Consider the following 11991-nt stretch of genomic DNA (forward strand, 5'->3'; position numbering starts at 1 on the left):
TTAACTCCTATAGATAAATTAATACCACATCATTGCCTCAAAGTCAGGAGTAGGTACTTTTATGGAAATATATCCTCTGAATGGACATCTCTCAATTTCTTCACTATTTTTCAATACAGTGATTGACATTTGTATTTCATCTTTCTCAGCAACTTTAAGTTCCCTGAAGGGAAGAGCTATTTCAAGGATATCATTTGCGGAGATCTCCTGTATGTCTTTTATCTTATCCCATTGTTCATTAAATTTTTCATAAAGTTCTGCTTTTAAATCAGGCTTGAGAGAGATTGTGATTTTAAGTAATAAGGGCTTATCAATTACAATATTTAATCTTATATCATGAGATAGATTAGAAAAGGGAATAGCAGGGTCTATTCGCAGATAAAGATTATCCTTGTTAAAGCCATAATAAATTTCTGAAAGAATACTCTCTGTCCTGTGCATACTACCGCCAGATTTTTTGACTTCCATATAAGCACCCTGATACCATTCATAATAACTCGTTACAAAGCCGTCAATTTTCGGTTCAATGAACCCCCTGATGTTGACTTTTGGAGATACACACCGGTCTTCTTTAATCACAGGAACAAATAAAAATCCAGGAATATCTTTGCCCATTTCTTTATAAACCTTCATAAGATTAAACCTGAAGAGTTCGTCAAAATCTTTCTGTGTATCTGTTGTATGTTCATCTCCATACCACCAGTTCCAGTCACTTCCCTCTGCAATGTATATACATTTCCATGCCTGTGAAATATCCCTTTCAGGATTTAATTTCTGAAATATATCGAGTTCCTCTCTTGTTTCAGTAAGATAATCCCATGCTGTATTATCCTCATCGTGGCCCAACCATATAGAGAAATTAGCATTTATCCATGACCCTGCATGAAGCTTTGATAAATTAGACCCTTTATCAACTGTAGTGATATATTCTGAAATTGTTACTGTCTTTAATCTATCTTCCTTCGACAAACCTTCATAGAGATACATGAGAAAATCGTGTCCGTCATTTTTATAATATTCCCATGCATTTTCACCATCGAGTATAATTGGAACCAGATGAGGTTTACCTTTTGGGGTTGATTGATGGATGTGAATAAGTTTTTTTATAAAATCATCAGCGGCATGTTTTGCATCCCATTTAGAATATACAAATCCAATAAGATCAGAAAGTATGTGATCTCTAAATATAATTGAAACATTCTCAAATACATAAGGTCTATATAAGATTTCCGGTTTTCTGATATTCCCAGATGAATCTCTTATTTTTTCCCCCAGAGAATTAGCGAGGATATCTTCATCTGTAGCAATCCATAATAGACCTTCCGTGGATATAATGCGCAAAACATCTTCACTGACTGATCCTTCTGATGGCCACATACCATATGGTTGATATCCAAAAATATTTTTAAAATACTCCAGCCCCATTCTGATCTGTTTTTGAGCATCTTCTGGATGTGAAAATCTTTTTTTGGGAAGACGGACATCAGGCATTGCTATCTTTGCAGAATTTGTATCGCAAAGTAAAGGAAGGATTGGATGGTAAAAAGGTGATAATGAGATTTCAATCTGTCCTTTTTGGGCTATCTCACGATACCGGGGTATAATTTTCTTAATTATTGAGATCTGTTTAGATATGAGTGTCTGTTTATCATCTTCTGTAAAATCTCTTCCTTTCTCAATGAGCATTGAAAAAAATTCGTCTTTTCCCCTGAAAAGAGGGTCTATCCAGCATAAATTGAAAAGCACCTGAAGATCAAGAAAATCGTTGTTATTAAAATATCTTGCAATACTGATGAGATCATTCTTTGATGGATGAAATCCTCTCTTTGTAAGTAATTCATAATACCTTGGAAATGGTTTTATCATGTTTTCCCAATGTGCAAGAAAAAAGTTCTCAAGTATAAATAACTTTTCGTTATCGTCGAGTTCAGATGCCTTTTTCTGTGTCAATATTAGAAAATTGTCTACAGCCTTATTTTCTATATAATCATTAATTTGTTCGAGAAGGGAAGGTGTTAAATTAAATGTTTGTTTTATATCCTGAAATTCGCAGAGTATTTCCAACATATCAAGATAGTCTTTAGTGCCATGAAGGCGTACCCATGGAAGTCTGTAAACTCCACTAAGTGGATCTTTGTAAAATGGTTGATGCATATGCCACAGAAAGGAGATATACAGTGGTTTATCGGTCATACTGGAAGATATACTCATCCGGTTTTGCTAAACCATATTCCTCTCTGGCATATTTTTCTATATAAAAAGGATCTTCTTTAAACAATTTAATTTGAGTTCTGAATTCCTTATTTTCAAGTTCGATTTTCTTTATCTCGTCGGATAATTGACTCTGCTTTTTCAATAATTCTTTATATCTAAGCATTCCCATGTCTCCAAAAAATAAGTTAAGAAAAAGATAAAGAAAACTTAGGAAAATAATGGTGTAAAAGACAAGCCTCTTCTTTTTTCTCTCAGAGGCTACCTGTTTTCTTAAACGATTAATCGGTGTTGCCATCACTATACATTATAAAATTATTTCTATTTGTGCAAATATTTGTTTAATAATTCTTCAGCTCTTTGAATATCCAGTGGCTTATCAATTAATTCAGCTCTTTTAGATATGTGCTGAAGTGTTGCCTCTAAAAATATCTTAAAGTTGTGAATCTTTTCAAGCATTTTATTATCAGATAAATTAGTCGATAAGAAAAAGTCGTGGAAAAAGTTTGCAAATTCGTCATAGTCGTCATATCTGAGCAATTTAAATGTGAAGCTTTCAAAATAATGCATAAAATCTTTTGTTGATTCAAGAATTAATGGAAAATCTCCTGAAAGACTTTGAGTGGATTCTAAACGTGATAATAAACTCCTTAGAACATAGATATCTTCCCTTAATTTTAGAGATTGAGCAAGTTTGGTAGAAAAACTCTCAAATATTTCTTGACCTTGAATTGAGGAATCCAAAGCTTGAGAAATCTGGACGATACACTGTTCTATTAGATTCTTCAGAATGCCATGACTATTTTCAATCCTTCCTATGAATTGCTGTGGGGCCTTTTTACGAAAGATTTCCTTCAATTCCTGCAGATATACCCTTTTAGTCTCCATTGAAAACTGATATGAAATTGATTGTAGGATAGATTGCAGTTTTTTGTCTTTTATAAAATTCAGAATATTATTCAAAAATTTATGAAATGTATTTAATTCAGAACGTAACATAATTAATAATACAGAGGAATAGTCCATAGATATTGAATGTTGACTTTTTGTATCGATAAGGCTTAAATACTTCAGAAACCGAAATAATGAGAGATAAACCATTGAAATATATTTTTTAGTTTCAGAGTTCTGTATGGACTTGACAATTTTTGATATTTTTTTATTTTCTATTCTGTCAAAATCTTTATAAATTTTTTTTCTGAAAGGATTGAAAAATAAACTTCCCCTTATCTGCCTGCCAATCAGTTCTCCTATATTTTTAAAGCTTATATAGGATACTTTATCTGACCTAAGAATATCAGTGATTATTCCTTTGATATTTATGAGTGAATCATATAATAGGTATAGTCCTTTTTCAAAGGTATCTTGTTTATATAATTCTTCTTTTAGAACATCTCTCGAATAATCAGTAAGAAATTTTGATTCAGCAAATTTCAAAAACCAATAAGAATTTCTTTTCGCTTCAGGAATGACTGTTTCTATGATATTAAGTATCCTTAAAATTATATTTCTTGCCGCAGTAAGCTCTTCGTAAAAATTTCTGTTCGAAAGATCATCCTGTGAAATAGGATGATTTTCAATAGAGAAGAATCTGTCGAGTGCTCTCAGGAGGGCGTAAAGCTCAAAGAAGTTTTCTTTCCAGAATTCTAACGAAGTATGTTCACTTATATTCAGGCTTTTATTTTCAATCATTGTTTTTTCATATGTATAGCTTTATGATCAGCATCTTGTGCAGCTTCCATCAGTCCTTCTGAAAGAGTAGGGTGTGCATGTATAGTTTCAGCTATATCTTTTGTTTTAAGTCCTTTGTTTATAGCCAGTACTGCTTCATGAATGAGTTCAGTGGCATATGGTCCTATAATATGAACTCCTAATATTTTATCTGATTTCTTTTCAGAAATAATTTTAACAAATCCTTCAATCTCTCGGATAGTATGTGCTTTAGCAATAGCTCTGAATTCAAAATAACCAATATTGATTTTTATCCCTTTTTCCTCTGTTTGTTGCTCCCTGATTCCAACTGAAGCTATCTCTGGATGCGTATATATTGCTGATGGAACAGCACTGTAATCTATATTTTTATTTAAACCTGATATATTTTCTGCTGCAACAATCCCTTCCTTTGAAGCAACATGTGCATACATCGGTTCGCCTATAACATCACCAACTGCGTATATATTTTCTATGTTGGTCTCCATCTTTTGATTTACAATAATTTCACCTCTGCTGCCAATATTTACTCCTATTCGTTCAATGCCTATATTATTGCTGTTGAATGATCTACCAACGGCTACAAGTACCTTTTCTGCGACTTCTTTCTTGCCGTTTGAAAGGATTACATGGACATATTCATTAAGCAAATCAATTTTTTCGGCTTTTGTATTTAAATAAAGGTTTATACGTTTTTTCTTAAGCTCTCTCGCAAAAAGATTTGATATATCGATATCTTCTGTTGATAGAACCCGTGGTAGCATCTCAACAATTGATACTTCTGCCCCAAGTTCTTTATATATACATGCAAATTCGCAACCAATAATACCAGCACCAATAATTATAAGTTTTTTAGGAATCTCGGAAAGATTCAGAGCTTCATTACTCGAAATTATTTTCTTTCCATCAAAAGGGATATCTGGTAATTCATATGGGCGTGACCCTGTAGCAATAATTATTTTTTCAGTTTCTATAGTTTCTTCTGAAGCATCAGGAAAATTAATCCGAATTTTTTGTGGTGAAATGAGGATCCCGCTTCCTTTTTTAAGAGTTATTCCCCAACTTTTGAATAAATTTCTGATACCATTTATTTGTGTGTTGACGATTTTATTTTTTCTTTCGATTATTTTAGATAAATTCGGTACAATCTTACCGTGAAGTTCTAATCCATATTCTTCTAACCTGTGTGTTTTAGATAATAAATCTGTTGATGCAACAAATGATTTAGTCGGAACACAGCCCAAGTTGAGACATGTCCCACCAACCTCTTTCTCCTCTATAATAGTAACATTCGCTCCGAGTTGTGCAGCACGTATTGCAGCAACATACCCTCCAGGCCCTGCACCGATAATAGTTAATTTCATTTTGCTTCTTCTTCAACATATTTCGTATATTCTGAATAGTCCATAAGGTCATCAATCTCTGATAAATCATCAAGTTTGATTACTGCTATCCATCCTTTACCATAAGGGTCTTCATTAATGGTTTCAGGAGATTCTGAAAGCTCTTCATTCACATCGATGACTCTCCCGCTTACCGGTGATAAAAGAGAAGAAGTAGTTTTAGTAGATTCTATCTCTCCAAACTCACTATTTGCTTCAACATCCATATCCACTTCTGGAAGATCAATATAAACTATATCTCCTAAAGATTGTTGAGCATAATCAGTAATTCCAATAGTTGCTTTTTTACCAGTGACTTTTACCCATGTGTGTTCTTTATGATATTTCAAATCATCTGGATTCATCTATTCCTCCTTTAAAGTTTATACAATTCAATTTTCTTATCATAGCTATTTCTCCTTTGTCAAGAAAGTTCATATATTTATTTTTCAAGTAAAAGTCTCTTGTGAGAATATATATCTTTTTCTATTGTCTCAACAAGCTATATCCGCACTTAATTTTTTTCACTTTTATCTCTATTTTGAAGAAAATTTAGCTGGTATTTATTTTAAGTTAATTCTACAAATTAAGGATTCAACTCTGTTAAAATGAAAAATTAGTTAGTATTAATATAAAATCGTATACAGTTAGTAAATCATAAAGAGGTAGTTATGATAAACGTAAGGATGATTTTAAGAAATGGTCTTGTATTCCCCTTATTATTAGTAACTGGTGTATGCATACTTTTTGGATGCAATACAAAAGAAACTTATAAACGAGAATTGGAACGAAGAGGAATAGCTTACTCTGTTGAATCTTTTCATAATATAGTTGGAGCTGGATATAAAGACATGACTGAATTATTTTTAAAAGCTGGTATGAATATAAATGCAGGAGGACCAAGTGGTGATACAGCATTAATGGTAGCTGCAGTAACCGGTAACATAGAGATGCTTAAATTCTTAATACAAAAAGGTGCAGATGTAAATGCAAAAAATATTTATGGATATACTGCAACGATGTATACTGCATCAATTGGAAACACAGAAGTCCTTAAAATTCTTATTAAAAACAAGGCTGATATCAATGCCAGGAATAATGACGGAGAAACAGCTTTAATGCTTGCAGCCTTAAATGATCAGATTGGGTCAGTAAAATTTCTTATAGAAGAAGGCGCTGATATTAACATAAAAAACAATGTCGGAAAAACAGCTTTAGAATATGCTTTTTTAAATACTCAGATAGCGGACTTACTTAGGCAGGCTACAATTAACAAATAAAATATTTTTTAAAATATGATGTATTTGATTTGTGTATAATACACCTTATGCTTGTTATCGGGCTTACAGGGAACTATGGTATGGGAAAGAGTACGGTCCTTCCAATATTTAAGAAGCTTGGAGCTTTAACTGTTGATACTGATAAGATAGTGAAGAGACTACTTACAAGAAAATTAATACTCAAAAAAATACGATCAGTTTTTGGGAAAGAGGTATTTAATGATGATGGAAGTCTGAACAGGGAAAAGATTGCAGATCTTGTTTTTACTGATGATACCATGAGGCGATACCTCGAGGATATTCTGCATCCAGTGGTTTTTGATGAAATAGAAAGATATTTAAAAAAAAGAAAAAATAAATATCAAATCGCAATTATAGAAATACCATTACTTTTTGAGAGAGGATATCAGGACAGGTTCGATCAAACCATAGTGATCCATACAAAAGAGAATGTTGCCATTAAACGCCTTGAAAATCAAGGTATAAATCGTGAAAGAGCATTGATGAGGTTGAGGTCTCAAATTCCTATTGAATTAAAAATAGAAAAAGCTGATTATCTGATAGACAACAATGGTGCAATACAAAATACTAAAGCACAGATAAAGATAATTTATGAAAAACTTATGAAAGAGGTTAAGAATGAATATCATCAGAGGACTTGAGAATTTCAAATTACGATATCCAAATACAATTCTAACTATTGGAAACTTCGATGGACTTCATCTCGGACACCAGAAAATATTATCAACCGTTGTTGAGAGGGCCAAAGAAATAAAAGGAACTTCAATAGTTATGACATTCGATCCTCATCCTATAAAAGTTTTAGCACCTGAAAGGGATCTAAAATTGTTGATGACCTTTGATGAAAAGGTGAGGCTGATAGAGAAAGCGGGGATAGATGTCCTTTTCTGCATAACTTTTAATAGAGAATTTGCCAATCTATTACCTGATGAGTTTATTAATCGTATTTTACTCGAAAGGATTGGAGCAAAAGAAGTTATTGTAGGATCGAATTATACCTTTGGTAAAAATAGAAAGGGCACTATTGAGTTACTTAGAAGGCGAGGGAAAAAATATGGTTTTTCAGTAAAAGTCATAAGAAGTGTAAAGAGGAACAATTTGGTTGTTAGTAGCAGTACAATCAGAAATCTTTTGATTAGAGGTGCTGTACTTGAAACTTCCAAATTTCTTGGAAGAGCTTACTCTGTAGAGGGAACTGTCATAAAGGGTAAAGGAAGGGGCAGCAGCTTGATGCATATACCAACAGCCAATATTACAACACCGGTTGAGATTACACCAAGGGAAGGTGTTTACGCAGTAAGAGTTGGACTTAAAGGAAAAATATATGAAGGTGTTGCAAATATTGGAAAAAATCCAACATTTGGAAATGGTCAAAGAAGTTATGAGGTGCATATATTGAATTTTTCCGGAAATATTCTAAAAGAAAAGATACGTATATATTTCATAGATAGGATTCGCAGCGAGAGGTGTTTCCCTGATGTGGATAGTCTGGAGGAACAGATAAGACAGGACATTGAAAAGGCTAAATACATTTTGCAAACAAAATATGCCAAATTATTGATAGAAGATACTTAAAAATATTTCCTATCGCCTGACACGAGAGATAATGGCTATTGCTAAAAATAAACTGATTAGATATAATATATATTTATAATAAAGGAGGTTAAATTGAAGGAAGGAATTCACCCATCTTATGTTGAGGCTAAAGTTGTTTGTGCTTGTGGTGAAACATTCATAACAAGGTCTACGAAGCAAAATATTCGAGTAGATATTTGTTCAAAATGTCATCCTTTCTTTACCGGTAAACAGAAAATTGTAGATGCCGAGGGAAGGGTGGAGAAGTTTAAAAAGAAATACTCACGATCACAATCTGCTTCTGAGAAGTAGATAGACAAACTTTAAAAAGTCGTTGGTCAGGTCCTTATGGCTAACGGCTTTTTTTTGGATATTCAGATGTTGATGCAAAAATTTCACATGAAAAATATAGGTGGGCAAGCAGTTATAGAAGGTGTTATGATGAAGGGATTGAAAGGATGGACTGTTGCTGTTAGAGGTCCTAATGGAGAAATTTTTATTAAAAGGGAACAGCTTTCAAAATTACCAAAGATTTTTAAATTACCCATCATTCGTGGATTTATTGCACTTTTTCAAGCCCTTTTTATTGGTATTAAAGCTTTAGAATTTTCTGCAAGCAAAGCATATGAGGAGGGTGAAGGAAAGACACTTAATCCTCTATCTATAGTTTTGACTATAGGAGTATCAATTTTGCTTGGTGTTGTTCTCTTCATATTGCTACCTCTTTATGTTACAAAGCTTTTAGGGATTATTTTTATCCCAGTTGCCAGAAGTTCTCTTGTTTTCAATGTTGTAGATGGCATAATCAGAATAATTTTCTTCCTTCTATATATAGTTTCGATCGGCATATGGAAAGAAATGCGGCGTATTTTTGAGTATCATGGTGCTGAGCATAAGGTAATTCATGCTTATGAAGAGGGCAAGGATTTAACAGTGAATAATATCAAAAATAACAGCCCACTTCATCCACGTTGTGGCACAAGTTTTCTGCTCATCGTTATGGTTATCAGTATCTTTACATTCTCTTTTATTCCTCAGGAATGGTCTTTTTTTTATAAATTTTTATCAAGAATTATACTTATTCCTTTGATTGCAGGTATTTCATATGAATTCTTAAAAATCTCATTCAGAATGAAAAATAACATGATCATCCATATGATGATACAACCTGGTCTTTTATTACAGAAATTGACAACCAGAGAGCCTGATAATGAACAGATAGAAGTAGCGATCAGAGCTCTTGAAGAAGTTTTAAAAATAGAGGAAATAAATGCTTGATAAATTAAAGATGATCGAAAATAAATATGATGAACTTACAAGACTTCTTACAGATCCGCAGGTACTTGCGAATCCATCCGAGATTCAAAAATTTTCGAAAGAACAAGCAGATCTCCAGCCACTTATTGAAAAAATCCAGGAATATAAAAAGATTTTAGTGGATATTGAAGATACGGAAGAAATTCTTAAAGGTGGAGACGGTGATATCCGTGAACTTGCACATGAAGAAATCAACAGTTTGAAAGAAAAAAAACTAAAGATTGAAGCAGATCTTAAGACTATGCTTCTGCCCAGAGATCCGAGGGATGAAAAGAACGTTATACTTGAAATCAGGGCAGGAACAGGAGGAGAAGAGGCAGCTCTGTTTGCTGCTAATCTTTTCAAAATGTATATAAAATATGCTGAGCAGAAGAGATGGAAGATCGAGATGATAAATTTAAATTCTACAGGACTCGGAGGAATAAAAGAGGTGATTGCATCAATACAGGGGAAAAATGCATACAGCAGGCTTAAATATGAAAGCGGTGTTCACAGGGTCCAGCGTGTGCCGGTTACCGAAGCATCAGGCAGAATTCATACATCTGCTGCAACTGTTGCTGTTCTTCCAGAGGCTGAAGAGGTAGATATTAAAATAGATGAGAAAGATCTCAGAATAGATACTTTTTGCTCTTCTGGTCCTGGTGGTCAGGGAGTGAACACAACATATTCTGCTGTCAGAATTGTTCATGTACCAACAGGTCTTATTGTGCAATGTCAGGATGAACGATCACAAATCAAAAATAAGGAAAAGGCAATGAAGGTTCTCCGGTCTCGGCTATATGATATTGAGATGGAGAAGCTGGAAAAAGAGAGGTCTATGGAAAGAAAATCACAGGTAGGAAGCGGTGATAGAAGTGAAAAGATAAGAACATACAATTTTCCTCAGAATCGTGTGACTGACCATAGAATTGGATTGACTCTCCATAAGCTTGATAAAGTCCTTGAAGGTGATATTGATGAAATCATTGACAGCCTTATTACTCATTACCAGGCAGAGAAATTGAAAGAAATTTAAAAATTTTCCAAAATAAAATTATTGTATGTTATACTTGACCATGCGTAAATATATTTTAATTATTTTAATTCTCTTTTCTCTTTCAACTTTCTTTATTTGTAAAGAAATTTACAGTACAGAAAGAGTTGACCATGAATGCATTAAATGTCATCAGATAACTAATGAAGAAGCAACGAATTTGCTTAAAGAAATCATTCCCGATATCAGAATTCTGGAGATTAGGAATGCAGCGATTAAAGGATTATGGGAAGTATCAGTTGAACGAGGAGGGCAGAAAGGGGTAGTTTATATTGACTTCTCTAAAAATCTTTTAATTTCAGGTTCTATATTAAATGTAAAAACAAAAACAAATCTTACACAGGAGAGGCTTCTTGAGATTAATAAAGTGGATATTTCGAAAATTCCACTTGATGATGCTCTTGTAATGGGTGAAAAGGATGCTAAGCACAGAGTAATCGTTTTTACCGATCCTGATTGTCCATTCTGTTCGAAACTTCATCAGGAGATGAAGAAGGTTATAGAAAAGAGAAAGGATATAGCATTTTACATAAAAATGTTTCCATTACCAATGCATAAAGGAGCATATGAAAAAGCTAAGGCTATTGTCTGTGAAAAATCTCTTGCTCTTCTTGATGATGCCTTTGCAAAAAAGGAGTTGCCGAAAGCAACATGTGAAACCAAAGTTCTGGATGAGAATTTGAAACTGGGTGAGAGTGTAGGTATCTCCGGTACACCAGCTATAATCATGCCAAACGGGACGCTTGTGCCGGGTTTTAAAGAGGCTGATGCCCTTATTGCACTTATAGACAAGTTTTCTTAGAGATCCATAGCCTCCACAATTTATGATTCCAATGACATAAAGAGCAGATGCATTTATCTGCTCTTTATGTATAAATTTTCAAAGATAAAGCGCGTAGTAAAAATTACTCAAACGGGCCGTAAGTGACTGCATTATTTGTTTCATTGCTCTCTGTTATTGTATTGTCTGCGTCAATCACAGCAATCACATATTGTCCTGAGGCGGTCTCGCCGATGGGTAATTTGTATTTGAGTTTTTTGTCTTTGCTCATCCCGGCTTTGACCTTCCCTGTGGATGATTCCTTCAGTAAGATATCGTCTGCATCATATACAGCATCATTCGACAGATAGAATCGGAGGGCAGAGGAAGAGGCTGTTTCGTTGCCTGTATTCTGTATATTCAGTGTCCCGATGATTTTGCATTTGGCGCCGGAGCTCGTCTCCTTGCATGTCTGGGTCATTGATGACCAGGTCCCTGTGAGGTCTGGCAGATTAGCAGCCTGAGTACCACCTATTCCGCTCAGTGATACATTAAGTGTTGGTGTGTCAGTATCATTAGAAGCTATCTGTAATGTTGCAGTTTTTGACCCTTCTGATGTCGGAGAAAAGGTTACTGTAACAGTGCAGCTTCCACCTTGAGAGATTGTTGGTGTAAGGCTTGTGCATGTGCCTAACTGAAGTA

Annotated in this window: 13 protein-coding genes; 7 read left to right on the forward strand and 6 right to left on the reverse strand. The window is 34.0% G+C overall.

Going from position 1 to position 11991, the window contains the following annotated elements:
* Positions 1 to 18: 18 nt before the first annotated feature.
* From HXY53_08975 to gcvH, 5 genes are all read right to left on the reverse strand, one after another.
* On the reverse strand, positions 19 to 2193 hold the full coding sequence (locus tag HXY53_08975) for a glycoside hydrolase (protein NWF76679.1): 2175 nt from the start codon (positions 2191 to 2193) through the stop codon (positions 19 to 21).
* Positions 2183 to 2377 carry a septum formation initiator family protein gene (locus tag HXY53_08980; GenBank protein ID NWF76680.1) on the reverse strand — a complete coding sequence of 65 codons (195 nt, stop codon included), beginning with the start codon at positions 2375 to 2377 and terminating at the stop codon, positions 2183 to 2185. The genes HXY53_08975 and HXY53_08980 overlap by 11 nt, the downstream gene beginning before the upstream one ends.
* 155 nt (positions 2378 to 2532) lie before the next feature.
* A complete protein-coding gene (locus tag HXY53_08985) occupies positions 2533 to 3903 on the reverse strand; it encodes a hypothetical protein (protein NWF76681.1) in 1371 nt (456 codons plus the stop codon).
* The gene (gene lpdA / locus HXY53_08990) at positions 3900 to 5285 is read right to left on the reverse strand and encodes a dihydrolipoyl dehydrogenase (protein ID NWF76682.1); all 1386 of its coding nucleotides are present in this window, start codon (positions 5283 to 5285) and stop codon (positions 3900 to 3902) included. The genes HXY53_08985 and lpdA overlap by 4 nt, the downstream gene beginning before the upstream one ends.
* The gene (gene gcvH / locus HXY53_08995; protein ID NWF76683.1) at positions 5282 to 5668 is read right to left on the reverse strand and encodes a glycine cleavage system protein GcvH; all 387 of its coding nucleotides are present in this window, start codon (positions 5666 to 5668) and stop codon (positions 5282 to 5284) included. The genes lpdA and gcvH overlap by 4 nt, the downstream gene beginning before the upstream one ends.
* 306 nt (positions 5669 to 5974) lie before the next feature.
* Here gcvH and HXY53_09000 point away from each other — a divergent pair, with 306 nt between their 5' ends.
* From HXY53_09000 to HXY53_09030, 7 genes are all read left to right on the forward strand, one after another.
* Complete coding sequence (locus HXY53_09000) at positions 5975 to 6583, forward strand: ankyrin repeat domain-containing protein (GenBank protein ID NWF76684.1); 609 nt, start codon at positions 5975 to 5977, stop codon at positions 6581 to 6583.
* A 29-nt stretch (positions 6584 to 6612) separates the two neighbouring features.
* A complete protein-coding gene (locus HXY53_09005; GenBank protein NWF76685.1) occupies positions 6613 to 7245 on the forward strand; it encodes a dephospho-CoA kinase in 633 nt (210 codons plus the stop codon).
* Positions 7223 to 8179, forward strand: a complete 957-nt coding sequence (locus tag HXY53_09010; protein ID NWF76686.1) for a bifunctional riboflavin kinase/FAD synthetase — start codon at positions 7223 to 7225, stop codon at positions 8177 to 8179. Before HXY53_09005 ends, HXY53_09010 begins: the two co-directional genes overlap by 23 nt.
* A gap of 93 nt (positions 8180 to 8272) precedes the next feature.
* Positions 8273 to 8491 (forward strand): 50S ribosomal protein L31, encoded by a 219-nt coding sequence (gene rpmE, locus HXY53_09015; protein ID NWF76687.1) that lies wholly within the window; start codon positions 8273 to 8275, stop codon positions 8489 to 8491.
* A 72-nt stretch (positions 8492 to 8563) separates the two neighbouring features.
* A complete protein-coding gene (locus HXY53_09020) occupies positions 8564 to 9457 on the forward strand; it encodes a DUF1385 domain-containing protein (GenBank protein ID NWF76688.1) in 894 nt (297 codons plus the stop codon).
* Positions 9450 to 10511 (forward strand): peptide chain release factor 1, encoded by a 1062-nt coding sequence (prfA, locus tag HXY53_09025; GenBank protein NWF76689.1) that lies wholly within the window; start codon positions 9450 to 9452, stop codon positions 10509 to 10511. Before HXY53_09020 ends, prfA begins: the two co-directional genes overlap by 8 nt.
* A 40-nt stretch (positions 10512 to 10551) precedes the next feature.
* Complete coding sequence (locus HXY53_09030) at positions 10552 to 11331, forward strand: DsbC family protein (GenBank protein ID NWF76690.1); 780 nt, start codon at positions 10552 to 10554, stop codon at positions 11329 to 11331.
* Positions 11332 to 11434: 103 nt separating this feature from the next.
* Here HXY53_09030 and HXY53_09035 read toward each other — a convergent pair.
* Positions 11435 to 11991 (reverse strand): hypothetical protein (locus HXY53_09035; protein ID NWF76691.1); only part of this gene is annotated, 557 nt, incomplete at its 5' end.

Source organism: Nitrospirota bacterium (assembly GCA_013388455.1).
Classification (GTDB): Bacteria; Nitrospirota; Thermodesulfovibrionia; order Thermodesulfovibrionales; family SM23-35; genus JACAFF01.

What these genes read in the sequence shown, in the direction of transcription:
- HXY53_09020 (NWF76688.1), top strand. Translation starts at nt 8,564, where the DNA reads ATGCAAAAATTTCACATGAAAAATATAGGTGGGCAAGCAGTTATAGAA.
- HXY53_09010 (NWF76686.1), top strand. Translation starts at nt 7,223, where the DNA reads ATGAATATCATCAGAGGACTTGAGAATTTCAAATTACGATATCCAAAT.
- HXY53_08975 (NWF76679.1), bottom strand. Translation starts at nt 2,193, where the DNA reads ATGACCGATAAACCACTGTATATCTCCTTTCTGTGGCATATGCATCAA.
- lpdA (NWF76682.1), bottom strand. Translation starts at nt 5,285, where the DNA reads ATGAAATTAACTATTATCGGTGCAGGGCCTGGAGGGTATGTTGCTGCA.
- HXY53_09030 (NWF76690.1), top strand. Translation starts at nt 10,552, where the DNA reads ATGCGTAAATATATTTTAATTATTTTAATTCTCTTTTCTCTTTCAACT.
- gcvH (NWF76683.1), bottom strand. Translation starts at nt 5,668, where the DNA reads ATGAATCCAGATGATTTGAAATATCATAAAGAACACACATGGGTAAAA.
- HXY53_08980 (NWF76680.1), bottom strand. Translation starts at nt 2,377, where the DNA reads ATGCTTAGATATAAAGAATTATTGAAAAAGCAGAGTCAATTATCCGAC.
- HXY53_08985 (NWF76681.1), bottom strand. Translation starts at nt 3,903, where the DNA reads ATGATTGAAAATAAAAGCCTGAATATAAGTGAACATACTTCGTTAGAA.
- HXY53_09000 (NWF76684.1), top strand. Translation starts at nt 5,975, where the DNA reads ATGATAAACGTAAGGATGATTTTAAGAAATGGTCTTGTATTCCCCTTA.
- prfA (NWF76689.1), top strand. Translation starts at nt 9,450, where the DNA reads ATGCTTGATAAATTAAAGATGATCGAAAATAAATATGATGAACTTACA.